Genomic DNA, 23,515 nt, shown 5'->3' on the forward strand with positions numbered 1-23,515 from the left:
GAAAACATGGCCGAACACTGCGAGGATCGAGCGATGGCAAGTGGTCATACCGCGACTCGGGAGAAACATCGGCGGGAGCTGCGGGTTTGGGACCTGCCGACCCGCCTGTTTCATTGGGCGCTTGTCGCCGCGGTGATGGTCGCGATTCTGTCGGCCGAGCTTGGTGTGCTTGCCGTTCATATGTTGGCAGGTGAAACAGTTTTGATTCTTGTGCTGTTTCGGCTGGTCTGGGGCGTGGTGGGCAGCCAGACCGCCCGCTTCGCCGAGTTCGTGAAGGGACCGGGGGCGATCCGGGACTATCTGAAGCGCTCGCGCACGGGTGGGGAAGCCGCCTTTACCCTGGGCCACAACCCGCTGGGCGCGCTGATGGTGGTTGCGCTTCTGCTGGTGCTGCTGGTTCAGGCGGGCAGCGGCCTGTTCACCAGCGACGACATCCTGGTCGACGGTCCGCTGGTGCCGCTGGTGTCCGGCGCCACGGTGGCGCTGCTCAGTTCGCTGCACCGGCTGCTCGCCAACGGCATCTTCGTGCTGATCGGGCTGCATGTGGCCGCGGTGTTTTTCTACCTGCTGGTCAGGAAGGACAATCTGATCCGTCCCATGCTCACCGGCCGCAAGCCCCTGCCGGCTCGGCTGGCGGCGACGGAGCCGCGCCGTGCCCCGGCGGCGCTGGCGCTGGCGATCCTGGCGGCGTCCGCCGGACTGGTCTTCCTGGTGCTGCGCGCCGCCGGCTGAAGCCGCCGGCCGGTCCTGCCGGTCTGTACGCTGCGATATATGCCATTGGTTGTGTGCGACAATGCGCCGTCTGGGTCTCGACGCCTTCCAGTCTAGAATGACTCTAGATTGATCCGCACAAAACGCCACGAAACCAATGATGCCGGCCCGATTTCCCGGATCGATCGACCTTTGCCTGGATGAAGCTTCAGGTTGCGGTGGGATATCGGCCGGCCGGGGGACTGCCAGTCATGCACGCACACACCGGATACCGGCCGACCGCCGGATTGAAAGGCCTTCTGGTCGCCGCCACCGCCGCCTTGGGCATCCTTGCCGCCAGCGCCGGCACCGCGCCGGCCGCAGGTCCGCCGGCTGCGGGCGGCGACGCCCTGATGGGCCGCGCGCGAGCTGTTCAAGCCGCTGCCCGCCACCCTGCCCGTGGTCCGCAACAACGCGGTCACCCGCGAGAAGATCGAACTGGGTAAGATGCTGTTCTTCGATCCGCGCCTGTCGGCCAGCGGCATCTTCTCCTGCAACAGCTGCCACAATCTGGGGCTCGGCGGCGTCGACGGCCTGGAAACCTCGGTCGGCCATGGCTGGCAGAAGGGGCCGCGCAACGCGCCGACGGTGCTGAACGCCGTGCTGAACGTCGCCCAGTTCTGGGACGGCCGCGCCGAAGACCTGAAGGCCCAGGCGAAGGGGCCGATCCAGGCCGGTGTGGAGATGAACAGCACGCCCGACCGCGTGATGGCGGTGCTGAACAGCATTCCCGCCTATCAGGCCAAATTCGCCGACGCCTTCCCGAACGAGAAGAACCCGGTCAGCTTCGACAATGTCGCCATGGCGATCGAGGCGTTCGAAGCGACGCTGACCACCCCCGCCGCTCCGTTCGACCAGTATCTGGAGGGCAAGGCCGACGCGCTGACCGACACCCAGAAGGCCGGGCTGGAGCTGTTCATCGACAAGGGCTGTTCCGGCTGCCACAACGGCGTCAATGTCGGTGGCCACGATTACTTCCCCTTCGGCGTCGTGACCAAGCCGGGGGCGGAGATCCTGCCGCCGGGCGACAAAGGCCGCTTCGCCGTCACCAAGACCGCCGACGACGAGTATGTCTTCCGCGCGCCCACCCTGCGCAACGTCGCGCTGACCGCCCCCTATTTCCATTCCGGCAAGGTGTGGGACTTGCGCCAGGCAGTCGCGGTGATGGGGTCGAGCCAGCTCGGCGCCACCCTGTCCGACCAGGAGATCGACAAGATCACCGCCTTCCTGACCGCGTTGACCGGCCAGCAGCCGCGTGTCGACTACCCGCTGATGCCGGCCAGCACCCCGGCCACGCCGCAACCCGTCTTCAAGTAAGGCCCGTCTTCAAGTACGGCATATCCCGAAGAAACCCCGGCCAAAGAAAAAGCCCTTCCTCACGCCGGTGGGGAAGGGCTTTTCCGTCGGGAGAGCCGCTTATTCGGAACGGTAGCGCTGGTGGCAGGCCTTGCAGCTGTCGGCCATCACGCCGAATGCCTTGGCCGTGGCAGCCTTGTCGCCGGAAGCGGCGGCGACCTTCAGCGCCTGGGCGGAGGCCTGGAGGCCCTGCGCCTTGGCGGTGAAATCCGGGAAGTTGGCCCAGATGACTTCCTTGGCCGCCGTCTTGCCCTTGTCGGAGCCGGGCGGGAACAGGCTGGGGATTTTGGCGGCGAAGGCGTCGATGCGATCGGTGACCGGACCGATGGCGGCGAGGTCGCCCTTGCCCACCGCGTCCTTGATCTCGCCCATCGCCTTCTTGTAGTCCTCGAACCCGGCCTTGCGGGTCTGGATCACGTCCTGGGCCAGAGCAACGCCGCCGGTCAGCATCAGCGCGGCCGACGCCGCAAGCACGATACGGGAAAACACGGTTCTCATCCCTTCGTTGAATTTTGTCCCCAACGCCAGACCTTACACACCGCAACGCCGAAGCTGTCAAGTGAAGCGGGCATGACGGTGCAGTGCCGTCATGGCGTTCATTTGTGCTGTAAGAAATAATGCTGAGAAGGATAGAGAGTGGAGTTTGCCGCTGCTGCGGGTTCGACCCGTGGAGGGGCGGGAATACGCGCGGACGCGATCCGGTACGGCACCGCCACAGGGCGGAAAAACCGCCGAACCATGCGGCTTTCACCGGCCAACCGGCCTTGCAACCGGGGTAGAGCGGAAGTAAGGTCCGGCCTCGCGCCTTCCACCCGGAGGGGCAGGCGTCTCGACGACGTCTCCGCCACACCGTCTCCATAGCCCTGAGGGGGCCCATCGCCATGTCGATCATCGCGTCCCGCCTGTCCCGCATCAAGCCGTCGCCGACCATCGCCGTGACCAACAAGGCCCGCGAACTGAAAGCGGCCGGTCGCGACGTCATCGGCCTGGGTGCCGGCGAGCCGGACTTCGATACCCCCGACAACATCAAGGCCGCCGCCATCAAGGCGATCGAGTCCGGTGACACCAAATACACCGCGGTGGACGGCACACCCGCTCTGAAGAAGGCGATCTGCGCCAAGTTCGAGCGCGAGAACGGCCTGAAGTACACGCCGGAGCAGATCACCGTCGGCGTCGGCGGCAAGCAGGTGCTGTACAACGCCCTGATGGCGACGCTGAACCAGGGCGACGAGGTCATCATCCCGGCGCCCTACTGGGTCAGCTATCCGGACATGGTCGAATTGGCGGAAGGCACGCCGGTTGCCGTTTCCTGCCCGGCCGAGCAGGGCTTCAAGCTGCAGCCCGCCGATCTGGAAAAGGCGATCACGCCGAAGACCAAGTGGCTGATCCTGAACTCGCCGTCGAACCCGTCGGGCGCGGCCTACACCCGCGCCGAGATGAAGGCGCTGACCGACGTGCTGGTCAAGCATCCGCATGTCTGGGTGATGACCGACGACATGTACGAGCACCTGCTGTATGACGACCTGGAGTTCGTCACCCCGGCCCAGGTCGAGCCGTCGCTGTACGACCGCACCCTGACCGTCAACGGCGTGTCGAAGTCCTACGCGATGACCGGCTGGCGCATCGGCTATGCCGGCGGCCCGAAGGAACTGATCAAGGCCATCGGCGTCATTCAGAGCCAGTCGACCTCCAACCCGACCTCCATCGCCCAGGCCGCCGCCGTCGAGGCGCTGAACGGTCCGCAGGACTTCATCAAGGAGCGTGGCGAGGCCTTCCGCCAGCGCCGCGATCTGGTGGTGTCGATGCTGAACCAGGCCAAGGGCCTGCATTGCCCGAAGCCGGAAGGCGCCTTCTACGTCTATCCGTCCTGTGCCGGCACCATCGGCAAGACGACCCCGGACGGCAAGGTGATCGAGACCGACGAGGATTTCGTCACCTACCTGCTGGAGTCCGAAGGCGTTGCCGTCGTCCAGGGTTCGGCCTTCGGCCTCGCCCCGCACTTCCGCATCTCCTACGCGACCTCGACGGAAGCGCTGGAAGAGGCGTGCAAGCGCATCCAGCGCGCCTGCGGCAACCTGCGCGACTGATATCGGTCGCGAGAGCTGAATGAGAAAAGGGCCGGCGCCGCCAAGGGTGCCGGCCCTTTTCCTTTTGGGGCGTTACTTCGCGGCGCACAGCCTGTCGATGGCGCTCAGTGCGAACTTCAGCACCGCTTCGTCAGCCAGCTTGCCGTCCTTGATCTTCTCGCCGACGCTGCCGACGACGACCTGCGGGCCGGCCAACAGTTTGGCGGGAAGCGCCAGCAGCGTGTCGTTCACCTGCTGATGAGCCCGCACCCCGCCGGTGAATGCGGGGGAGTTGGAGATGACCAGCACCGGCTTGCCGATCAGCGCCGACTTGCCGTAGGGGCGTGAGGCCCAGTCCAACGCGTTCTTCAGCACGCCCGGCATGCCGTAATTGTACTCCGGCGTGACGATGAGCACGCCGTCGGCGTCGGCAATGGCCTGACGGAAGGCATGCACCTCCGCCGGAGCGTCGGGCGTGTCGATGTCCTGGTCGTAGAGCGGCAGGCGCAGGTCGCGGATGTCCATGCTGACGCCGGCCGGCAGGGCGTCCTGCAGTCCGCGCAGGATTGCCAGCGAGTTGGAGTTGCTGCGCAGGCTGCCGGGCAGGCCCAGCAGTTTGGCACGCACCGTTGCATCGGTCATGAAGCGGTTGCCTTTCTTCCGTTCGTCCACGTGTTCTCTAACAGAATGATTTCTTACGAGCCTTTGCCAAGTCCGGTCCAGTCAATGGATCCGATGGATGTCTCCAGTGGCGCTGAAATGGTCGATGCAGGCCCGGCTTTCCAACGGGTCGCAGTTTTCCAACAGGCCATGGCCGCATTGCCATCAGGGCAAGCCCGAAAGGGTACAGTGGGTGCCGGCTGTGACCATCTTGGGCTGCGACTGTTGATGGGCTGGATGGCTACCTATTTAGAGGCCACACAAAGGGTAGGGCGCGCCACTGGGCGCGGCTATCGGATTCGGGCTTCGGTTCTGACGGATCGGAAAAAAGGGGAGGCGACATGGCGACGCGGCGACTGGATCGGGACGATCACGTCCGGAAACATCTGGCGCTGATGCTGCAGGAATGGCAGGAGATGACCGGCCGCGACATGGCGACCGCCACCGCCGACCAGCGGCTTCAGAACTGCACCACCGTACTGATCGACCTGCTGGGCGAGGCGGAGCGCGCCGACGAAGCCGCCATGACGGAAGTCTGAAAGCATCGCAGCGACGGTTACAGGAGCGGCCCCGACCCCGGTGGGGGGAGCCGTTCCTGATCGATTGCGATATCCTTACTGCGGCGCCATGCGGATGGCGCCGTCCAGGCGGATGACGTCGCCGTTCAGCATCTCGTTCTCCAGGATGTGCTGCACGAGGCGGGCATACTCCTCCGGCTTGCCGAAGCGCTTGGGGAAGGGGACGGTGGCGGCGAGGCTGTCCTGAACCTCCTGCGGCATGTTCAGCAGCATCGGCGTTCCGATCAGGCCGGGGGCCACCGTCATCACGCGGATGCCATGACGGGCAAGATCGCGGGCGGCGCAGATGGTCAGGGCGACGATGCCGCCCTTCGACGCGGCATAGGCGGCCTGCCCGATCTGCCCCTCATAGGCGGCGACCGAGGCCGTGTTGACGATGACGCCGCGCTCGCCGCTGTCCAACGGGTCCAGCTTGGCCATGTCGGCCGCAGCCAGCCGCAGGATGTTGAAGCTGCCGATCAGGTTGACTTCGATCACCGACCGGAAATTCTCCAGCGGCATCGGGCCATCGCGGCCGACGATGCGCTGGGCGGGTGCGATGCCGGCGCAGTTCACCGCGATGCGGGCCGGCCCATGGGCCGAGCGCGCCTGATCGAGCGCCCGCTCGGCCGAAGCGCCGTCGGTCACGTCGCAGACCAGACCCAGCCCGCCGATCTCATGCGCGGTCTTCAGCACCGCGTCCTCGTTGACGTCCAGCACGGTCACCTTGGCGCCGAGCCCGGCCAGATGGCGTGCCGTCGCTGCCCCCATGCCCGAGGCGCCACCGGTGACGATTGCGGACAGTCCCTGGATGTTCATGGCATCTCCTCCTTAATTGTGACCGGTCCGCGCATGGCGCCGGCCTTGTGTCCAACAGGATGCGATCGCACTTGTTGTTTACCAGATGGCCGCCGAACCATACCACACCGTATGGTGAGAGGCATCATGCCGACGACGATGCCCTCTGCCATCTGCAAAAGGGCCAATTCCCAAAGGGATTCTCGCGTCCATGACCGCATCGTCCGTCTCTCCCTCCCTTGGCCGCTCTCTGGGCACCGGCACCGCGCTGACGGTTTCCGATCCCGACCGGGTCGAGCGGGACGAACGGCTGGTTCGCCGCCGCTTCTGGCAGAAGCTGCGGGCCAACCTGCATCGCGTACCCTTCCTGGAGGAGCTGCTGGCCGCCTATTTCTGCGCGACCGATCCGGCGACCCCGTACCGGGCCAAGGCGATCCTGCTGGCGGCGCTGGCCTATTTCGTGCTGCCGGTGGATGCGGTGCCGGACTGGCTGTTGATCGCCGGTTTCACTGATGACGCTGCGGTGCTGGCAGCCGCCGTGCAGACCGTGCGCACCAACCTGACCCCGGGCCATTGGCTGCGGGCGAAGGAGGTCCTGCGCGCCGAAAAGGGCGGAGAGTCGGAAAGCGCCGGTTAGAGTCTGTCTGGTGCTTATCGAAGCTCCAGACAGACTCTAAGCTTTTGGTTTTCCACGTGATTCACGCTTTATGCGATTCCGCTTGAAACGATCGCACTTTAGTCGGGCTTCGACCGCGCCATCTTGCGGCCGTCCGCCGCGTCGCGGTGCATGGTGTAGAGGGCGGAGCCGGCGATCACCAGGGCACCCATCCAGCCCCACAGGTCCATGGTCTGGCCGAAGACGATCCAGGCGACGATGGCGGTGAAGGGCAGCCGGGCATAATCATAGGGCATCATCGCCGAAGATTCGGCCAGCGACAGCGCTTTCGTCATCGCCAATTGCCCCAGTGTCAGGATGCCGCCCAGCAGCGCCAGCCAGCCCAGCGTGACCAAGCTCGGCCAGGTCCAGACGAACAGCGCCGGCACCAGGGCCATCGGGGTGACCAGCAGGCCGAGGAAGGTGACGATCACTGGAGAGCTGTCCTTCCGGCTGAGCAGCCGCATCTGCAGGACGGTGCCGGCCGCGGCGACGCAATGGACGAACAGGGCCAGAAAGGCCAGATCGATCGGCGCCGCTCCCGGCCTCAGCACGATGATTACGCCGATCAGGCCGGCGCAGACCGCGGCCCAGCGCCGTGTCCGCACCCGCTCGCCCAGGAGCAATGCCGCTCCCGCTGCCACGAACAGCGGGATGGCGAAGCTGACCGCCGTCGCGGTGGGCAGCGGGATTTGGGAGATGGCGTAGAACCAGGCGCTCATGGCGCAGAGCGTGGTCAGCGCCCGCGTCACATAGGGGCCGAGCCGCCGCTCCGTCAGCACCGCCCGGCAGGCGGGCGCGCCGGCCGTCAGCGCCCAGGGCAGCATCCACAGCAGGCTAAACAGGTTGCGGAAGAACACGACCTCCAGCGGGTCCATCACCGTCGAGGCCCACCGCACCGCCGTGTTGCCGATTCCCAACAGCAGTGCCGACAGCAGCATGAAGCCGGCGCCGAGCAGAAGCCGGTTGGACGGCGCCCGCAGGCGGGAGCCGGCGTCCATGGAAGAGGCGGAGACGGTCACGGTCATCGTCCCTGGCAAGCCGTTGGCGGATGGTCCGGTCCGGCTCGCAGGAGGCCGTTAGCGCAAACATGGATCCGTCAGGACCATCTGCGGTCGGACCACCTGCGGCCAGCGCCGCGACAACGATCCTCCGAAGGAAACCTTGCCGGCGCAAGCAAAATACGAGAATGAGACGTTATTATACTCCCGTATGACGGGTGGTGGTTCGGAAGTTGCGAAGTTCGGACTCTTCCTCGGTAGGACAGCCTATTCCGGGCTGCCGCCAACGGCGAAGCGGTGCGGCAGGCTGATCGTGAAGCGCACGCCGGGATCGGTGTTCTCAATCGACAGGATGGCGTCCAGCTGTTTGGACAGGGTGTGGATCAGCCGCATGCCCAGGCTGCGGCTGCGGCGCCAGTCAAAATCGGGCGGCAGGCCGACACCGCGGTCGCCGACGATCATCTGCAAGGTCTCGCCGTCCCGCCGTAGCCCGACGACGATGACGTTCGTGTCTTCCGGGGCTCCATCAGGAGCGCCGGCCTGCGATCCCGCTGCCACCCCGACCATGGTGGAGGCAAGCGGCCGGTAGGCGTGCTTGATGGCGTTCATCACCAGTTCGTTGGCAAGCAGGCCCAGCTGCACCGCATGGTCGGTCGGCACCTCCACCGGTTCCACCACCAGCTCCAGCCGCCAGTTGCCGCCTTCGGAGCGGGCGGAGCGTTCCAGATCCCGGCACAGCTCGGTCAGATAGTCGTGGAAGGGGATGAAATGGACGTCGTCCACGCGGTAGAGCAGACGGTGGATGTCGGCGATGGCCTGGACGCGGCGTCCGGCTTCCAGCAGGTGCTCGCTCAACTGCGCATCGCCGACCGCCTGCCCCTGAAGGCTCAGCAGGCTGGAGACCACCTGCAGGCTATTCTTGATGCGGTGGTTGGCCTCGCGCATCAGCAAATCCTTCTGCGCCAGCACCGCGTCGCGCTCACCGATGGTCCGCTCCAGCGAGGCGGTGCGGTCACGCACCCGCCGCTCCAGCTCGCGCTGAACCTGCCGGGCGGCACCGGCCTGCCGGAAGCCGAAGACCGACAGGGCGGCCAGCGCCATGGCCGCCGCCGCCGCCAACCCGGCATAGGGAGCGATCAACCGCTGCCAGGACGCCAGAATCGGTGCCAGATCCAGCCGGACGACCACATGGACGGGCCAGCTGTCGACCCGGCGGTGGGCGACGATGGTGGCGGCGTCGCGGACGACGCCGCCGTCTGGCTCGAGCTCGATTGCCCGGCGGGCGGTGTCGGACAGCGGAGTGGGCTCGGCAGAGCTGTCGGGCTCGCGCACCAGCACGTCGAGGCTGCCGGCCCGCACCAGGATGGTCACCGGCTCGTGCGGGAGGTCCAACTCCTTGTAGAAGCCGGACAGGTAGGACGGATCGATGGTGACCGAGGCGATGCCGCGGAAGCCGCCGTCCGGTTCGGACAGCCGGCGGCTGAGCAGGAAGGTGGCCTTGTTGGTCACGCGGCCGATGATGCGGGGGCCGACATGGGGTTGGTCGACCAAGCGGCCCTGCTGCGCGTTGCGCTGGTGGAACAGGAAGATCTCGCGGTCGGACGCATCGGAATAGGGAGCCGGGAAGGCTGCCGTCGTCAGTCGCAGCAATCCCGTCGCATCGTTCAGCCAGATGGCGTCCAGGAAGGGCAGCCGGGCGCGCTGGGCGTTCAGCTTGTCCCACAGCGCGCGCGACCCCGCGACGTCGGTCCAGGGCCGGCCGGCGCTTTCCTGGGCGGCGTATTCCACCAGCAGGTCGGCGGCGTCGAACAGGCGGGCGGCATGTTCCGCCAGGACGCGGACAGCCGCCCGTGCGCGTTCCTGCGCTCCATCGATAGCCCGTTCGCGCGACTGCACCCCGACGACCACGGTGACCACGGCGAGGAACAGGAAGCCGCAGGCGGCCAGCCACCCGATGGCGGCCTCCAGCCTCGGCTTGCGGAAAGGCAGCGCGCCGTCCGCAGCAGTGCGTTCGGAACCGGTGGACTCGTCGGAAAGCGGGGGGAGGGCGAGGCCATTCAATCGGCCGTTCCTTTCCCTTCGATGCGGATCGCCATACAGGTTGTCAGTCGGATAGGCAGAATCGTGGAATAGTAGCGCAGGGTTAGTTGCCAGTAACCTTATCTTTCGTAGACTCAAGGTTACGCTTGGGCCCGGCAACACCGGCTTGGCGGCCGAACGGCTTCAGCGGATCGAATCGTTGTGCAGCACCATCTCCGTCGCCAGCCGGGCGGCGCACAGGTCGGCCAGGGCGGTGCCCACCGACTTGAACAGGGTGATCTGGTCGTAGAAACGCCTTCCGGCCCGTTCGCCGCGGCCCAGTTCGAACAGGTCGCCGGCGATGTCGGCAGTGGTCAGCACGCCGGAGGCCACCGGCTGCGCAATGTCGCCGGCCTCGGCCGGCGTGCGGTCGCGGCAATCGACGAAGACGCGCGCGCGACGGATGCACTCGTCATCGACCTCCCGCATCTCCGGCGTCACGCCGCCCAGCAGGTCCAGATGCTGGCCCGGCTGCAGCCAGTCGCCACGGATCAGCGGGCTGTGCGACGCGGTGGCGCAGACGACGATGTCGGCGCCACGCACCGCCCCTTCGAGGTCGGCGGTCGCCTCGATGCGGAATTTCGGCCGGTGGAAACGGGCGGCAAGCTTGCGGGCCTTCTGGGGATCGCGCCCCCAGACCAGCACATGGCGGAGCGGCCTCACCGCGGTGTGTGCCTCCACCAGCTCAAGGGCCAGCGGACCGGTGCCGACCACCAGCATCCGGTCGGCATCCGGCCGCGCCAGATAAGAGGCGGCGAGTGCGGAGGACGCGGCACCGCTGCGCCGGCCGAGCGTGGCGGATGAGTCCATCAGAACCTGGGGCACACCGGTCTTGCCGTCGACCAGCAGATAGACGCCCTGGGTCCGCGGCAGGTCGCCGCCGGCATTGTCGGGAAAGACGGTGTCGATGCGCAGCCCGATTGCCTGATTGATCTGCCAGGCGGGGGCGAGCAGCAGCGCGGCGTCGCTGGCACCATAGGTCTCGACCCGATGGTAGTGGGCCGGCGGGGCTTCCACGCCGGCGCGGAAGGTCTGCCGCAGGCGTTCGACCAGCATGCGGTGGTGCAGAACGGATCGAAGCTCGGCGCCGCTGACGGTGCGCATGGAACCCCCTCCCGCCGGCCGGCATGGCGTTCCGTCCCGATGGAAAGAGGCGGAACCCCTCAACTGACAAGGTTAATCGATGGCCCTTGGCCCCGATGACGCTCAGTGAACGGTCGGCGCGCTGCCCTGGGCGGCCGCGACAGGCAGGGTGGAACCGGGCAGCGTGCCCGAAACCGGGCCGGAAACCGGGCGGGTGCTTTCGGCCAGACGCTTCTCGGCGGCGGCGGCGCGGGCCTGCGCCTCCTTCAGCTCACGCTCCAGATACAGCACCCGGTTGCCCTCGCGGCGGGCGCGGCGGCGATGGCGGCGCTGACTGTTCCAGACAATGAAGCCGCCGGCCACGAAGCCCACCACCAGCGCGATCAGCGTTGCCAGATACACCGGCGTTTCGAGCGTGAAGGGCAGTGGCCACAGCGACAGGGTCACGATACCGCGGTTGGAGATCGCGAACAGGATCGCGACGAGGGCCACGGGAATGGTGACGATCCAGGAAAGATGGCGCAAGGCTAAGGTTCCTTGAGAGTGATACGGCCGGAATACGGCGCTGAGACATGGCCGGACCGGCGCTCACTCCGTGTTCAGACGCTCGCGAAGCTGCTTGCCGGTCTTGAAGAAAGGAATGCATTTCTCGCCGACGTCAACCGATTCCCCGGTCCGGGGGTTGCGACCCGTGCGCGCGTCCCGCTTCTTGATGGAGAAGGCGCCGAAGCCGCGCAGCTCCACCCGGTCGCCCCGCGCCAGCGCCTCGGTGATCTCGTCGAAGATGGTGCCGACGATCTTTTCGATGTCGCGCTGGTACAGGTGCGGGTTCCGCTCCGCCAGCCGTTGGATCAGTTCCGACTTGGTCATGACCGTTGACGTTCCCCCATTCGATGCGGGCACATTGGGTCGGATTGCGCCGCGCTTGGACAGCAGCGTGCCACCGGGCGAATAAGGCGTCAAGCCCCACCCGCGGTGCTAAGCCGTTACGACACAATCGTTTTTCCGAACGGTGGAAGGTGTTTTGCCACCAAAGAGCCTGTCCCGATCAGGGCGCCCGGCGGCAATCTCCGGCATGGATCGTGACGGAAATTTGAAAGCAATCAACGGCTTCGCGAAAGAAAACCCGGCACCGGCTCAGGCTCCGCTCAGCCGCGTCCCTTCCAGGATGGCGCCCTCCAGCACCGCCGACGAGCGGTCACAGCCCGTCAGGTCGGCCAGGGTCAGGTCGCTGCCCTTCAGGTTGGTCTCGGTCAGCGAGGCGCCGGCCAGCCTCGCCCGCACCAGCGATGCGCGCATCACCTTGGCCCCGGCGCTGACCAGCAGCATGCCCAGATTGGCGCCGTCCAGCCGGCTGTCGATCAGGATGGCGCGGTCCAGCTTCACCCCACGCAGGTCGGCGCGGCTGAGATCGGCGGACCGCAGGTCGGCACCGTCGAACTGGGCGGCCTGCAACTGGGCGCCGTTCAGCCGGGCGTGGCGCAGCCGGGCGCCGCTGCCTTTGGCAAGCGTCAGGATTTTGCCCGTCAGGTTCGCCCCTTCCAGGTTCAGCCCGGTCAGGTCGAGCTGGCAGCCCTGCTTGCCGCTGGTGCCCAGCCAGATCATGTGCTGGCGCAGCATGCTGTCCAGCTGGTCCACCGGCAGGGCCGGCAGTTCGTCTGCGACGGATTCCTCCGGTTCGGGCTCCGTCGCCGCGGCCTGGAGCGGCGCCTGCCGGGCAGCAACGGCCTGCTCGTCGGTGCGGATCGCCTGTTCCAGACCGCCGGCGTCCAGGCTCGCCCCCTCCAGGATGGCGCCGCGCAGGTCGGAGCCGTTGAGGTCGGCCCCGCGCAGATCGGCACCGGAGAAGTTGGCCCCGCGCAGGTCGGTGCGGTCCAGCCGGGCGCCGGACAGCCGGGTGTTGGTGAAGTCAGCCGCCTGGGCGAAGCTGCCCGACAGCTTGGCCCGCGCCATGTCGGCGTTGGTCAGGCGGGCCGACGCCATGTCGGCGGGACCGGGGTCGAAGCCCACCACCTTCAGTTCGCCGGCGCTGTTGCGGTTGACCATGCTGCCGTCGCGCAGGTCGACTTCCACCATGGTGGCGCCGTCCAGCTTGGCGCCGCGCACGTTGGCGCCGCGCATGTCGGTGCGGAACAGCCGCGCCTCCGACAGGTCGGCTCCGCGCAGGTCGGCGCCATACAGGTCGGCATGGTCCAGCACGGTGCCGCGCAGGTCGGCGTCGCGCAGGATGGCGCCGGCCAGATGGGCGCCCGTCAGGTTGCGGCCGGCCAGCGACAGGCCGGACAGGTCGAAGAAGGGCAAATTGGCGCGGGCACCGTTCGGACGCCCTTCGGCGAATCGGACATGACGCTCGCACACCCGGTCGAGCTGGTCCTGGGTCAGGCGGATGCGGGATTTGCCGTCTTGCGCCATGGCCGGTCACGCGAACAGGGCGTCGATGTCGGCCTGCGAGATCGGGCCGACGCCATCGCCGCCGCCCGGATCGGCAGGCGGTGGAGGGGGGGGCGGAGCCGGCTTCGCGACAGGAGGCGGGGGCGGAGGGGGAGGCGGCGGGGGTGGGGAGGGCTCCACATCGGCCGGCAGCGGCTCGGCCCGCTCCGCAACCCCCGGCACGCTGTCGAACAGCGCGTCGATGGCATCCTGGCTGACCTCTGGCCCACCCAGTTGAGGACCGTTCAGCAGATGCGCGTCCGGCCGGGTGTCACCCAGCTTGCGGTGCGAGGACATCTCGCCCGACGCATGCTGCTGGGGATCGGCGGCCAGCCGCTCGACGCCCCAGATCTCGATCATGGTGTTCACGCGCTCTTCGATGTAGCGCAGCGTGTTGACGACCTTGGTGGTGCGCTGGCCGGTGATGTCCTGGAAGGAGCAGGCGGTCATGATCTCGATGCACCACGCCTCGACCGCGTCGATCCGTTCCGCCAGATCGGCGTCGTCGCGCGGGATCGACATGGTGATTTCCTGAATCTTCTCCGTCGCGTTCAGGATGTCGGTGGTGGCGCGTTCGGTGGCGGCGACGATCTCGTCCAACTCGCCGGTCGCCGCCTCGATGCGGTTGGACCCGGTGTCGGTCGCCTTCAGGGCCGCGATGTCGCTGCGCGCCTCGCGCACCACCTGGGTGATGGCGGTCAGCTCCTGCTGGATGCGCGGATCTTCGCCGGGGGCGAAGGCGGTGAAGGCGCTGGACGATGTGCCGCTCAGCCGGTCGACCTGGGTGCCCAGCCTGTCCACCAGCCGGTGGAACTCGTCGGAGGCGACGACGCGGCTGCGCCGGTCGCGCATGCGCAGGAAGGCCCGCCCCCGCGCGGTCTGCGACAGGGCCTCTTCCATCTGCAGATACTCTTGCTCGGTCAGTTCGAGCAGTGACCCGCCGCTCATAGCGCTCAACCCGTTCCTCGACAGCCGCGCCTTCCCGGCATCTACGGGGCCGCGCCGACCGCCGTGCTATACCACCGTATTTCTTTACCGGGAGTTTCCGACGCCACCACGTTATCATCGATGCAGCGGATTTGGCGGACAAGGCACGGCCATAGAGGGCGCGGCCATGGAGGCGGGCTCGGCTCTGAACGCCGTCGGACGGCCGACAGGCTTGAACAGACTTCGGTTTTATCCCAAATCAGCCCGGTCTATGGCCAATTCTCCCAAGAAATTCCCAGCAGGAAAGGTTCAGTCCATGAAGACGGCGGTGCGTCCGGTGATGTTTGCGGCGGCGGTCGGGATCGCGGCGCTGACCGGCGGCGCGCTGGTGGCACCGGCCGACTCGGCGCTGGGCCGGATCGGTTCCGCCATCGGTCTCGGTGTCTCGCCGGCCGAAGCGGCGCTGCCGCTGGGTGCGGTCGGCGGCGGCACCATCGCCCCGATGCTGGAGCAGGTGACGCCGGCCGTGGTGAACATCTCGGTGCTGAGCCAAGCGCCCCAGGCCGAAAACCCGCTGCTGCGCGACCCGTTCTTCCGCCGCTTCTTCAACATGCCCGACCATATGCCGCAGTCCAAGCCGCAGGTCAGCGCCGGGTCGGGCGTGATCATCGATGCCCGCAACGGCTATGTCGTCACCAACAACCATGTGGTGGAGAACGCGCAGGAGATCGCGGTCACCCTGAAGGACCGCCGCCGCCTGCGCGCCAAGTTGATCGGCCGCGACGCTGCCACCGACATCGCGCTTTTGCAGATCAAGGCCGACGGGCTGGCCGCGCTGTCCATCGGCGACTCGGACCGCACCAAGGTCGGCGACTTCGTCGTCGCCATCGGCAACCCGTTCGGACTCGGGCAGACGGTGACCTCCGGCATCGTCTCGGCAATGGGCCGCAGCGGGTTGAAGATCGAAGGGTACGAGGACTTCATCCAGACCGACGCCTCGATCAACCCAGGCAATTCCGGCGGCGCCCTGGTCAATTTCCAGGGAGAGCTGATCGGCATCAACACCGCCATCATCGGCCCGGCCGGCGGCTCGGTCGGCATCGGCTTCGCGGTGCCGGTCAGCATCGTCCGGTCGGTGGTGGAACAGCTGCGCGAGTATGGCGAGGTGCGGCGCGGCCGTCTGGGCGTCGCCATCCAGGACCTGACGCCCGACCTTGCGGAAAGCATGAGCCTGAAGGGCGACGAAGGCGCGCTGATCGCCAAGATCGAGCGCGGATCGCCGGCCGACAGCGGCGGTCTGCGCAGCGGCGACGTGGTGATCGCGGTCGATGGGCGGCCGGTGCGCAGCGCCACCGATTTCCGCAACCGCATCGGCCTTCTGCGCGTCGGCACGCCGGTGCAGTTGACGGTGATGCGCGAGGGCGGGCAAAAGTCGGTCACCGTCCGAACCCAGCGTTGACTCCACCCCAGCGTTGTCCCCCAACGTTGGCCAAAGTGAATGGACCGTCGAGGAGCCACCCCGTACCGGCATGATGCGTTCGAACCCTCCCCGCCGCCCGGCCGCTCCGCCGGCGCCCACGTCCGGCCGCAGCGCGGCCCAGCGGCAGCGCGAGATCGCGACGCTGCTGATGCGGCTCGACGCCATGCTGAAGCAGTCGGCCGAACTGGCCCAGACGGCGCGCGAGCGGGTGTCGGTCGGCGGGCTGGCCCGCTATCGCCGCTTCAGCCGGCGGGTGCGCGACTTCTTTGCACTGGCCGCCCTGACCCAGGAGCGGCTGGACGCGGCGCCGGAGGAGATGGAGGATCTGATCGACCCCATGACCACCGCGCTGGAGCGTCTGCACGCCCGCATGGTGGTCCAGTTCGTGGAGGGCAGCGCCGCCTTCTTCGCCAGCTTCGCGCGGGTGAAGGCCCTGCCCATCGGCACCCATGAGATGTGCGGTGTGGAGTTGCGCGGCGTCCTGGAAATCCGCAAGTTCCTGGACGACCCGCTCTATGAGGGGGAGCGCGGGCAGGCCCTGCGCGGCGAGGCCGACCGCATCGCCGCCCTGATCCGGCGGGTGATGGACCGCATCCCGCCGCTGCCCGATTTCGGCGACGAACCCAGCATCGGCCCGCGCGGCACGCTGAACAGTCCGCTGAAGGGCCCCAACGCCCATCTGCCGCCCGGCCGCGCCGCTGCCCGCCCGTCTGCCGACCGCTTGGCCGCCGCCCGTCCGAGCAACATGCCGCCGGTTGCCCCGCCGGCCCCGAACCCGAGCACCGAGGTCCGCTCCCTCAGCCTCGACCAGTTCGAGGACGACGAGGAGGAGTAGGAAGAGGAGGGCAGGGGCCGGATCGACCGTCCCGCGCCCCCCTCGGCATCCTCTGGGGCATCCCCTAGTAACCCCTGGGCGCTCAGCGCCGGTGCCTGCCCTCGTCCGCCGTCAAGGCGCCGACCGCCGCGCCGGCGGCACCGCCCAGCAATCCGCCATAGACGGCGCTGCCGCCGGTGACGGCACCGATGGCTGCACCGCCGGCCGCACCGATGGCGCCGCCGGTCAGCGCGCGGTTCTCGCGATGGTTCAGGTTCGAACAGCCGCCGAGCAGGGTCGCGCCGATCAGCAGCGCCATCGCCCCGGTGGTGAATGTCCGCATGGTGGTCTTCATCGGTCTCTTCCTTCGAACACAGGCACGTCGATAAGCCGACCGCCACCCTGCCGTCAGGCCGGGAACAGGCGGTCAAGCTTATGTTTGGTGAGTGGCGCCGGTCCTTGCTGTGACCATTTAGGGGTATCTGACTCGTCCGCTTGTGGTGCTCCACTCCTTTTGGATTGCAGCCGGTGCGGAAGGTTGGGCGGACGTGCGGCATGGACCATGCGGCGCAGCGTGTACGCCAATTCCAGTGTCCAACACCAGAAATAACACTATTAGAATTATGGTTACCAAATGGTGTGGTAAGACCACATAAATTGTGTACGGGCGTCTACAAATAGTTTGAAATTTTTCGATGAAAACTTCTTGTGAGTTGGCTAGGAAACCCTTTAGGACCTCATTCATTACCCCTTGGGGAAGACAGAGATCGGCTCCGGCGGCGGGTGTGCAGACGTCCAATGCCGAAAGGCTGACACTGGGAAGACCAGAGATGACAATCGACGATAGCGACTTAGACAAGAACCGGCCGCTCCGCTCGCCGTCCGACTCTCCGATGGGGCGGATCGTCAAGATGGCGTTCAGCGGCCTGTGGGTGATCCGGCAGCGGGGCGCCCTGGCGGAGGTCGGCGGCCGGCTCTACTGGTCCGACCGCGCTTCGCTGGAGCAAGCTGCCGCGCGGGCCGGCATTCCGCTGTCCGCCGACGTCGTGCACACCGGCCGTCTCGACACCGACTGCTTCGACCCCGGCCGCCGCTAGCTGGCCACCGATGGGGACGGTCCATTCACCTTCCGGGGGATGGAACAACGACGAACGGACAGTTGCAACGGCGGCAGGCTGCTCCCAATATCCGGAGGATCAGCAAAGGTCAGAACCGGCCGTCCCGCAATCTCCGTTTCATTGGGGCCTATGGAAGACATCGACCGCCAAAGAGCGCTTGCCTATTTTGAAAGGCTGGGAAAAGAGCGGGTTCGACTCTATACCGCCATCGACTGCGACCGTTATCTCGGTGACTGGCAGGTCCGTGAATTGGCCGATCAGTGGCTTGATGCCAAGAATGCGGAAGACAGGCCGCGCCAGTTGGGGTGGCCGCTGCTGCGGCGGCTGCTGTCCAACCGCCGCCCCTGATCCCATCGCCCCTCACCCCCGCTCCGGAAACAGCCCCAGCAGCCCTTCGCGCGAAGCGGCGCAGACGCCGCGTTCGGTGATCAGGCCGGTCACCAGCCGTGCCGGCGTGACGTCGAAGGCGTAATTCGCCACCGGGCTGCCGTCGGGGGTGATGCGCACCGTCTCGATCCGGCCATCGGCGGTGCGGCCGGTCAACTCGCTCACCTCGCGGCCGTCGCGCTCCTCGATGGGAATCTCCCGCACACCGTCGGCTATGGTCCAGTCGATGGTCGGCGAGGGCAGCCCGACATAGAAGGGCACGCCGTTGTCGTGGGCGGCCAGCGCCTTCAGATAGGTGCCGATCTTGTTGCAGACGTCGCCGGTCGCGGTGGTGCGGTCGGTGCCGACGATGCACAGATCGACCTTGCCATGCTGCATCAGGTGGCCGCCGACATTGTCGGCGATCACGGTGTGGGGAACGCCATGCTGCTGCAATTCCCAGGCGGTCAGGCTGGCGCCCTGGTTGCGCGGCCGCGTCTCGTCCACCCAGACATGCAGCGGAATGCCCTGTTCGAAGGCGGCATAGACCGGGGCGAGCGCCGTTCCCCAATCGACGGTGGCGAGCCAGCCGGCGTTGCAGTGCGTCAGCACGTTGACCGGTTCCCCCGGTGTCTTGCGTGCCGCCGCGGCGCGGATCAATGCCGCGCCGTACAGGCCGATGGAGCGGTTGATCTCCACATCCTCGTCGGCGATGGCCGCAGCCTCCGCCTCGGCGGCGCCGATACGCTGCGACGCGGGCAGGGGGGCCAGCCGGCCGCGCATGCGTTCCAGCGCCCAGCGCAGGTTGACGGCGGTCGGGCGGGTCGCCAGCAGGGTGGTGCAGGCCTGTTCCAGCCCGTGGTCGCTGGCGTCGGTCCGCAGGGCCAGCGCCACGCCATAGGCAGCCGCCGCACCGATCAGCGGGGCGCCGCGCACCAGCATGGCACGGATGGCGTGGGCGGCCTCCTCCAGGCTGGTCAGGCGGACGACGGCGAAGTCGTGCGGCAGCCTGGTCTGGTCGATGATGGCGACGACACCCTCGCCGTCCGGCCAGATGGTGCGATAGGCCGTCCCGTCGATCCGCATAAAACTATCCTCCCCATGCCTGCCGGAGTCCTGCCAAGTCCTTACCAACGCGGGATGACTTTGTCGGCACCCCACAATAGGTGGTGGCCGCTGCCGCTTCAACACGGGTAGCGTTCGGCGGAACCGTCACCCGCCGGGCGGTGTTACCGTTTCCGGCTAAGAATGAAGTGGCCGTATCTCCAGATGGTTTCCGACACGATGCCGTTGCGCGCGCTGCGTTCCCAATCCTCTCCGCTCTACCGGCTGCCCGGTTCGGCGCTGGTCCTGATCGCCTGCACCGCCGCGGTTCTGCTGACCATTGGGCTGTCGGCCGTCTTCGCCTGGCGCGACCGCAACGAGGCGGTCCAGCAGGCGACCGGCGTCGCTGGCAACATCGGGCTGCTGGCGGCGGAGCATGCCGCCCGGCTGATCGAGTCGGGCGACCTGCTGCTGACCCAGACGGCGACCTTGGCCGGTCAGGCCGGCACGCCGCTGCCCGACGATGTGGCGACCCGCGACCGCATGGCCCTGCTGGCGGCCAGCGCTCCCCACGTGGTCGGGTTGGAGATCCGCGATACCGCGGGCGCCCTGCGGCTGTCGAGCCTACCGGATGCAGCGCCCGGCGCCGGCATGCCGGCGCTGAAGCCGAATGGCATGACCATCGGCAGCGGCCGGATGGGCAGACGCGCGGTGGTTGTCCTGGCGCAGCCTCTGCCGGGCGGTACGGCCGCCAGCGGTGCCGGAGCCGCGCCGCGCGGCTGGGCGGTGGCGGGGCTCGACGCGCGGGCCTTCCGCGATGTCTACCGTTCGCTCGACGTCGGCTACGGCCACAGCATCTCCGTCATGCTGCCGGATGGAACGCCGCTGCTGCGCGAGCCGGAGGGCGGCGGTACCACGGGCGGCAATCCCGGGGATGAAGCCGTCAGCCACGCCGACGACATCACCGTGACCCGTCCGATCGGCGATACCGGCCTGTCGGCCGCGGTGACCATCACCACCGAAAGCGTCCTGCGGCGCTGGAGCGAGCGGCTGTGGATTTACGCCGCCTTCGCCGCCGCGGCCTGCGCGACGGTGGCGGTGATCGGCGCGCTCGCCATACAGCGCGCCCGGAAGGAGCGCGAGGCCGAGGACGCCCTGCAACACGCCTACGACACGCTGGAGGAAAACGTCCATCAGCGCACCGCCCAGCTGGAGCGGGCCAACGCCCAGCTGGAAGCGGCGGTGACCGACAAGGAGGTCCTGCTGAAGGAGGTTCAGCACCGGGTGAAGAACAACCTTCAGGTCATTTGCAGCCTGCTGCGCCTGCAAGCCGCCCGCATCGACGAGAGGGCGCGGCGCGGCTTCGACGAGAGCCTGCGCCGCATCCAGACCATGAGCCTGCTGCACGAGCTGCTCCACCGTTCGGCCGAGCCGGCGCACATCAACTTTGCCGACGCGCTGCGCCAGATGTGCGACGGGCTGGTCCGTTCCGACAATCCGACGGCCGCCCGGCTGGAGCTGGAAGCACAGGACTGGATCGTCGATGCCGACCGCGCCACGCCGCTGGCCATCGCCACCAGCGAGCTGGTGTCCAACGCCCTGCTGCACGCCTTCCCGCATGGTCATCCGGGAACGGTGCGCGTGCTGCTGGAGCGCGAGGAAAACGGCATGCGGCTGATCGTGCGCGACAACGGCGTCGGGCTGCCCGCCGGCATGCCGAGCCAGCACAAGCGCCCAAGCCGCGGCGGCGCCAGCAGCGGGCTCGGCCTAAATCTGGTGCAGGCGCTGTCGCACCAAGCCGGCGCCACGCTGAAGATCGAGCGCGACGGTGGCACCATCTTCACCCTGACCATTCCCAACCTGCCGGTCCGCCAGCACGCCAAGTCAGCAGCGTAAGGAAAGGGACCGGACTGAAAACGGAAAGGGCCTCCCCATCCTGCCGGACGGCGAGGCCCTGACCCTGTGCGGCCGACCGCAGGGCGGCCGGTGCGGTGACTACTCCAGCATGCTGCGCAGCATCCAGGCGGTCTTGTCGTGGATTTGCAGGCGCTGGGTCAGCAGGTCGGCGGTCGGCTCGTCGCTGCCCTGCTCGGCCAGCGGGAAGACGCCGCGGATGGTGCGGGCGGCGGCCTCGTGACCTTCGACCAGCTGGCGGATCATGTCATTCGCCTTGGGAACGCCCGCCTCTTCCTTGATCGAGGCCAGCTGCGCGAACTGCGAGAAGCTGCCCGGCGCCGGATAGCCGAGGGCGCGGATACGCTCGGCGATCTCGTCCAGCGCGGTCCACAGCTCCGTATACTGGGTCATGAACATGGTGTGGAGCGTGTTGAACATCGGACCGGTGACGTTCCAATGGAACGAGTGGGTCTTGATGTAGAGCGCGAAGGTGTCGGCCAGAACCTTGTTCAACCCTTCGGCGATGGATTTGCGGTCTGCGTCCGAGATCCCGATGTCGATCTTCATGCTTCGATCCTTGTTGTTGGGTCCTGCATCATACCCCGGCTCTAGCGCGGCCGTAACCGGCCTCAGCCCCCGCGGCCCCGGGACAAGAGCTTGGGCGCAGGCGGATCGTTTCAAGTCCGATGCGACCAAACTTCGCGGGCATGCGATGAACCCCAGGACCCATGCCGTCCTCTTCGTCCGCTCCCGTCAGCCCGCCCGAAGCCGGCCGATGAAGTTCGTCACCTCGCGGTTCAGCGTCACCGCCTGGCCGTCCAGCAGTTCCGCGGCGCGCAGCACCTCGCCGGCGGCGGTGCCGGTTTCCCCGGCGCTGGTGGAGACGGTGGCGATGGTGTGGGAGACCTCGGCGGTGCCGGCGGCGGCCTCCTGCACGTTGCGGGTGATCTCCTGGGTGGCGGCGGCCTGCTGTTCCATGGCCCCGGCGATGGAGCCGACGATCTCGTCGATGCCGACCACCGTTTCGCCCACCCCCTTGATCGCGGTGACGGCGGCTCCGGTCACGCCCTGCATGGTGGCGATCTGGGCGCCGATCTCCTCCGTGGCCTTGGCGGTCTGTGTGGCGAGGTTCTTCACCTCGCTCGCCACCACGGCAAAGCCCTTGCCGGCCTCGCCCGCCCGCGCCGCCTCGATGGTCGCATTCAGCGCCAGCAGGTTGGTCTGGGCGGCGATGGAGTTGATCAGGCCGACGATCTCGCCGATGCGGTGGGCGGCGTCGGACAGGCCGACGACATGGGCGTTGGTCTCCTCCACCGCCCGCACCGCGCCGCGGACCATGTCGAAGGACCGGCGAACCTGATCGCCGATCTCGGCGATGGAGGCCGACATCTCCTCCGTCGCGGCGGCGGCGGTCTGGACGCTGATGCCCGCCTGGGCGCTGGCGGCGGCGACGGTGGCAGCCTGCCGGTTGGCGCTGTTGGCGCGCTCCAGCATGCCGGCGGCGTTGCTGCGTACCTGATGGGCGCCGGATCCGACCAGCTGAACCACCTCCGCCACCCGGACTTCGAACAGGTCGGCCAGCTCCTGGATGGCGCGGCGTTTCTCCGCCTCGGCGTCCGCCTTCTGGCGCTGCTGGTCGGCGGTCAGTCGCTCCACCTCGCGGGCGTTGGTCTGGAACACCTCCAGCGCGCGGGCCATGGCGCCGATCTCGTTGCGCATCCAGCCGCCTTCGACCACGGTGCCGAGCTGTCCGGCGGCCAGATCGGCCGTGTTGCTCGCCAGCCGCTGCAAGGGCCGGGTGATGGAACGGGCGAGCAGCAGCCCGGCCGCCATCATCGCCAGCAGCAGCCCGCCCATCACCAGGGCGAAGTCGCGGCGGGCCGATGCGGCGGCATCGCGGGTGGCCTGGGTGGCGGCGGCAGTGGAGCGGCCGATGGCCGCCTGCGTCTCCATCACCTTGGCGGTCAGGGCGGCGAACTGGTCGTCGGTGTGGGCCATCATCGGGATGCCGATCAGGCGGTCGATGGCCGCCATCTGGTTCATCTCGTCCACCGCCTTGGCATAGGCGCCGATTCGCACCGACACCTCGTCCAGCATCGCCCGCTCCGCCTCGATCAGCGGCATGGCCCGCAGCTCGGCAATGGCGGCGCGCGCCCTGCCCAGGTTGGCGGCGACGGCGTCGCGCATGGCCTGGAGCTTCTTTTCTTCGATCCCGGACCCCGACAATGCCAGATGCCGGGACACGTCGCTGTGGATGACGTAGGCGATGGCGACCAGCCGGTCGATGCGACCCAACTGCTCCGCCGCCTCGCGGTGGATGGCGTCCACGGCGCCCAGGGCCTGTTCCGACTGGCGGTCGGCCAGCACCAGCGCCGCCACCGTCAGGACGATCCCCATCAGGGGGGCTGCGAACACACGGCCTGCCACAGACAGGC

Annotated in this window: 24 protein-coding genes; 10 read left to right on the top strand and 14 right to left on the bottom strand. The window is 67.8% G+C overall.

The genetic code is table 11. The features are described from left to right. Positions 1–33: 33 nt before the first annotated feature. Complete coding sequence (locus ABNQ38_RS24205) at positions 34–732, top strand: cytochrome b/b6 domain-containing protein (protein ID WP_377810116.1); 699 nt, start codon at positions 34–36, stop codon at positions 730–732. 417 nt (positions 733–1,149) lie between these two features. Continuing rightward, positions 1,150–2,067 (top strand): cytochrome-c peroxidase, encoded by a 918-nt coding sequence (locus ABNQ38_RS24210; protein WP_377808397.1) that lies wholly within the window; start codon positions 1,150–1,152, stop codon positions 2,065–2,067. Positions 2,068–2,166: 99 nt separating this feature from the next. Here ABNQ38_RS24210 and ABNQ38_RS24215 read toward each other — a convergent pair whose 3' ends face one another. After that, on the bottom strand, positions 2,167–2,604 hold the full coding sequence (locus ABNQ38_RS24215; protein ID WP_377808398.1) for a c-type cytochrome: 438 nt from the start codon (positions 2,602–2,604) through the stop codon (positions 2,167–2,169). A gap of 383 nt (positions 2,605–2,987) precedes the next feature. Here ABNQ38_RS24215 and ABNQ38_RS24220 point away from each other — a divergent pair, with 383 nt between their 5' ends. Further along, the gene (locus tag ABNQ38_RS24220) at positions 2,988–4,193 is read left to right on the top strand and encodes an aspartate transaminase (protein ID WP_098738848.1); all 1,206 of its coding nucleotides are present in this window, start codon (positions 2,988–2,990) and stop codon (positions 4,191–4,193) included. 72 nt (positions 4,194–4,265) lie between these two features. On the opposite strand, the gene ABNQ38_RS24225 is transcribed toward ABNQ38_RS24220, so the two are convergent. Beyond that, positions 4,266–4,814, bottom strand: a complete 549-nt coding sequence (locus ABNQ38_RS24225) for an NADPH-dependent FMN reductase (protein ID WP_377808399.1) — start codon at positions 4,812–4,814, stop codon at positions 4,266–4,268. Positions 4,815–5,173: 359 nt separating this feature from the next. On the opposite strand from ABNQ38_RS24225, the gene ABNQ38_RS24230 reads away from it, so the two are divergent. Then, positions 5,174–5,371 (top strand): hypothetical protein, encoded by a 198-nt coding sequence (locus tag ABNQ38_RS24230; protein WP_377808400.1) that lies wholly within the window; start codon positions 5,174–5,176, stop codon positions 5,369–5,371. Between the two features lie 75 nt (positions 5,372–5,446). Here the strand turns inward: ABNQ38_RS24230 and ABNQ38_RS24235 are convergent, their stop codons facing one another. Further along, positions 5,447–6,208, bottom strand: coding sequence for an SDR family NAD(P)-dependent oxidoreductase (locus ABNQ38_RS24235; protein WP_149197763.1), 762 nt, complete (start codon positions 6,206–6,208; stop codon positions 5,447–5,449). A gap of 190 nt (positions 6,209–6,398) precedes the next feature. On the opposite strand from ABNQ38_RS24235, the gene ABNQ38_RS24240 reads away from it, so the two are divergent. Then, entirely contained in the window at positions 6,399–6,824 is a 426-nt protein-coding gene (locus tag ABNQ38_RS24240; protein WP_377808401.1) for a YkvA family protein, read from the top strand. Between the two features lie 98 nt (positions 6,825–6,922). Here ABNQ38_RS24240 and ABNQ38_RS24245 read toward each other — a convergent pair whose 3' ends face one another. The 7 genes from ABNQ38_RS24245 to ABNQ38_RS24275 all read right to left on the bottom strand — a co-directional run bounded on the left by ABNQ38_RS24245 (position 6,923) and on the right by ABNQ38_RS24275 (position 14,383). Next, complete coding sequence (locus ABNQ38_RS24245; protein ID WP_377808402.1) at positions 6,923–7,864, bottom strand: DMT family transporter; 942 nt, start codon at positions 7,862–7,864, stop codon at positions 6,923–6,925. Between the two features lie 246 nt (positions 7,865–8,110). Beyond that, a complete protein-coding gene (locus tag ABNQ38_RS24250; protein ID WP_377808403.1) occupies positions 8,111–9,904 on the bottom strand; it encodes a sensor histidine kinase in 1,794 nt (597 codons plus the stop codon). A gap of 162 nt (positions 9,905–10,066) precedes the next feature. After that, entirely contained in the window at positions 10,067–11,026 is a 960-nt protein-coding gene (locus ABNQ38_RS24255; protein WP_377808405.1) for an ornithine cyclodeaminase family protein, read from the bottom strand. 102 nt (positions 11,027–11,128) lie between these two features. Next, positions 11,129–11,530 (bottom strand): lipopolysaccharide assembly protein LapA domain-containing protein, encoded by a 402-nt coding sequence (locus ABNQ38_RS24260; protein ID WP_098738869.1) that lies wholly within the window; start codon positions 11,528–11,530, stop codon positions 11,129–11,131. A 63-nt stretch (positions 11,531–11,593) separates the two neighbouring features. Further along, on the bottom strand, positions 11,594–11,875 hold the full coding sequence (gene ihfB, locus ABNQ38_RS24265; RefSeq protein ID WP_085090428.1) for an integration host factor subunit beta: 282 nt from the start codon (positions 11,873–11,875) through the stop codon (positions 11,594–11,596). A gap of 267 nt (positions 11,876–12,142) precedes the next feature. After that, the gene (locus ABNQ38_RS24270; protein ID WP_377808406.1) at positions 12,143–13,417 is read right to left on the bottom strand and encodes a pentapeptide repeat-containing protein; all 1,275 of its coding nucleotides are present in this window, start codon (positions 13,415–13,417) and stop codon (positions 12,143–12,145) included. 6 nt (positions 13,418–13,423) lie between these two features. Continuing rightward, complete coding sequence (locus ABNQ38_RS24275; RefSeq protein WP_377808407.1) at positions 13,424–14,383, bottom strand: hypothetical protein; 960 nt, start codon at positions 14,381–14,383, stop codon at positions 13,424–13,426. A gap of 295 nt (positions 14,384–14,678) precedes the next feature. Between ABNQ38_RS24275 and ABNQ38_RS24280 the strand changes: the two genes are divergently transcribed. Together ABNQ38_RS24280 and ABNQ38_RS24285 are read left to right on the top strand one after the other, a co-directional pair. Continuing rightward, positions 14,679–15,821, top strand: a complete 1,143-nt coding sequence (locus tag ABNQ38_RS24280; RefSeq protein WP_377808408.1) for a Do family serine endopeptidase — start codon at positions 14,679–14,681, stop codon at positions 15,819–15,821. A gap of 70 nt (positions 15,822–15,891) precedes the next feature. Then, entirely contained in the window at positions 15,892–16,677 is a 786-nt protein-coding gene (locus tag ABNQ38_RS24285) for a hypothetical protein (RefSeq protein WP_377808409.1), read from the top strand. A gap of 82 nt (positions 16,678–16,759) precedes the next feature. Here the strand turns inward: ABNQ38_RS24285 and ABNQ38_RS24290 are convergent, their stop codons facing one another. Then, positions 16,760–17,011, bottom strand: coding sequence for a hypothetical protein (locus tag ABNQ38_RS24290; protein ID WP_377808410.1), 252 nt, complete (start codon positions 17,009–17,011; stop codon positions 16,760–16,762). A 475-nt stretch (positions 17,012–17,486) separates the two neighbouring features. Between ABNQ38_RS24290 and ABNQ38_RS24295 the strand changes: the two genes are divergently transcribed. Further along, a complete protein-coding gene (locus ABNQ38_RS24295) occupies positions 17,487–17,753 on the top strand; it encodes a hypothetical protein (RefSeq protein ID WP_377808411.1) in 267 nt (88 codons plus the stop codon). 150 nt (positions 17,754–17,903) lie between these two features. Continuing rightward, positions 17,904–18,122: a hypothetical protein gene (locus ABNQ38_RS24300; RefSeq protein WP_377808412.1), complete on the top strand. Its 219-nt coding sequence runs from the start codon at positions 17,904–17,906 to the stop codon at positions 18,120–18,122. 12 nt (positions 18,123–18,134) lie between these two features. Here ABNQ38_RS24300 and mtnA read toward each other — a convergent pair whose 3' ends face one another. Further along, entirely contained in the window at positions 18,135–19,226 is a 1,092-nt protein-coding gene (gene mtnA, locus ABNQ38_RS24305) for an S-methyl-5-thioribose-1-phosphate isomerase (protein ID WP_377808413.1), read from the bottom strand. Between the two features lie 183 nt (positions 19,227–19,409). On the opposite strand from mtnA, the gene ABNQ38_RS24310 reads away from it, so the two are divergent. Continuing rightward, positions 19,410–21,080 carry a sensor histidine kinase gene (locus ABNQ38_RS24310; RefSeq protein ID WP_377808414.1) on the top strand — a complete coding sequence of 557 codons (1,671 nt, stop codon included), beginning with the start codon at positions 19,410–19,412 and terminating at the stop codon, positions 21,078–21,080. Between the two features lie 99 nt (positions 21,081–21,179). On the opposite strand, the gene ABNQ38_RS24315 is transcribed toward ABNQ38_RS24310, so the two are convergent. Together ABNQ38_RS24315 and ABNQ38_RS24320 are read right to left on the bottom strand one after the other, a co-directional pair. Then, positions 21,180–21,647 (bottom strand): Dps family protein, encoded by a 468-nt coding sequence (locus ABNQ38_RS24315; RefSeq protein WP_098738879.1) that lies wholly within the window; start codon positions 21,645–21,647, stop codon positions 21,180–21,182. A gap of 186 nt (positions 21,648–21,833) precedes the next feature. After that, positions 21,834–23,495 carry a methyl-accepting chemotaxis protein gene (locus ABNQ38_RS24320; RefSeq protein ID WP_377808415.1) on the bottom strand — a complete coding sequence of 554 codons (1,662 nt, stop codon included), beginning with the start codon at positions 23,493–23,495 and terminating at the stop codon, positions 21,834–21,836. Positions 23,496–23,515 lie beyond the last annotated feature (20 nt).

Source organism: Azospirillum sp. A29, from assembly GCF_042604625.1.
Lineage (GTDB): Bacteria > Pseudomonadota > Alphaproteobacteria > Azospirillales > Azospirillaceae > Azospirillum > Azospirillum palustre.

What these genes read in the sequence shown, in the direction of transcription:
- ABNQ38_RS24280 (WP_377808408.1), top strand. Translation starts at nt 14,679, where the DNA reads ATGAAGACGGCGGTGCGTCCGGTGATGTTTGCGGCGGCGGTCGGGATC.
- ABNQ38_RS24220 (WP_098738848.1), top strand. Translation starts at nt 2,988, where the DNA reads ATGTCGATCATCGCGTCCCGCCTGTCCCGCATCAAGCCGTCGCCGACC.
- ABNQ38_RS24295 (WP_377808411.1), top strand. Translation starts at nt 17,487, where the DNA reads ATGACAATCGACGATAGCGACTTAGACAAGAACCGGCCGCTCCGCTCG.
- ABNQ38_RS24225 (WP_377808399.1), bottom strand. Translation starts at nt 4,814, where the DNA reads ATGACCGATGCAACGGTGCGTGCCAAACTGCTGGGCCTGCCCGGCAGC.
- ABNQ38_RS24285 (WP_377808409.1), top strand. Translation starts at nt 15,892, where the DNA reads ATGATGCGTTCGAACCCTCCCCGCCGCCCGGCCGCTCCGCCGGCGCCC.
- ABNQ38_RS24205 (WP_377810116.1), top strand. Translation starts at nt 34, where the DNA reads ATGGCAAGTGGTCATACCGCGACTCGGGAGAAACATCGGCGGGAGCTG.
- ABNQ38_RS24215 (WP_377808398.1), bottom strand. Translation starts at nt 2,604, where the DNA reads ATGAGAACCGTGTTTTCCCGTATCGTGCTTGCGGCGTCGGCCGCGCTG.
- ABNQ38_RS24230 (WP_377808400.1), top strand. Translation starts at nt 5,174, where the DNA reads ATGGCGACGCGGCGACTGGATCGGGACGATCACGTCCGGAAACATCTG.
- ABNQ38_RS24315 (WP_098738879.1), bottom strand. Translation starts at nt 21,647, where the DNA reads ATGAAGATCGACATCGGGATCTCGGACGCAGACCGCAAATCCATCGCC.
- ABNQ38_RS24270 (WP_377808406.1), bottom strand. Translation starts at nt 13,417, where the DNA reads ATGGCGCAAGACGGCAAATCCCGCATCCGCCTGACCCAGGACCAGCTC.
- ABNQ38_RS24275 (WP_377808407.1), bottom strand. Translation starts at nt 14,383, where the DNA reads ATGAGCGGCGGGTCACTGCTCGAACTGACCGAGCAAGAGTATCTGCAG.
- mtnA (WP_377808413.1), bottom strand. Translation starts at nt 19,226, where the DNA reads ATGCGGATCGACGGGACGGCCTATCGCACCATCTGGCCGGACGGCGAG.
- ABNQ38_RS24290 (WP_377808410.1), bottom strand. Translation starts at nt 17,011, where the DNA reads ATGAAGACCACCATGCGGACATTCACCACCGGGGCGATGGCGCTGCTG.
- ABNQ38_RS24300 (WP_377808412.1), top strand. Translation starts at nt 17,904, where the DNA reads ATGGAAGACATCGACCGCCAAAGAGCGCTTGCCTATTTTGAAAGGCTG.
- ABNQ38_RS24240 (WP_377808401.1), top strand. Translation starts at nt 6,399, where the DNA reads ATGACCGCATCGTCCGTCTCTCCCTCCCTTGGCCGCTCTCTGGGCACC.
- ABNQ38_RS24310 (WP_377808414.1), top strand. Translation starts at nt 19,410, where the DNA reads ATGGTTTCCGACACGATGCCGTTGCGCGCGCTGCGTTCCCAATCCTCT.
- ABNQ38_RS24255 (WP_377808405.1), bottom strand. Translation starts at nt 11,026, where the DNA reads ATGCGCACCGTCAGCGGCGCCGAGCTTCGATCCGTTCTGCACCACCGC.
- ABNQ38_RS24235 (WP_149197763.1), bottom strand. Translation starts at nt 6,208, where the DNA reads ATGAACATCCAGGGACTGTCCGCAATCGTCACCGGTGGCGCCTCGGGC.
- ihfB (WP_085090428.1), bottom strand. Translation starts at nt 11,875, where the DNA reads ATGACCAAGTCGGAACTGATCCAACGGCTGGCGGAGCGGAACCCGCAC.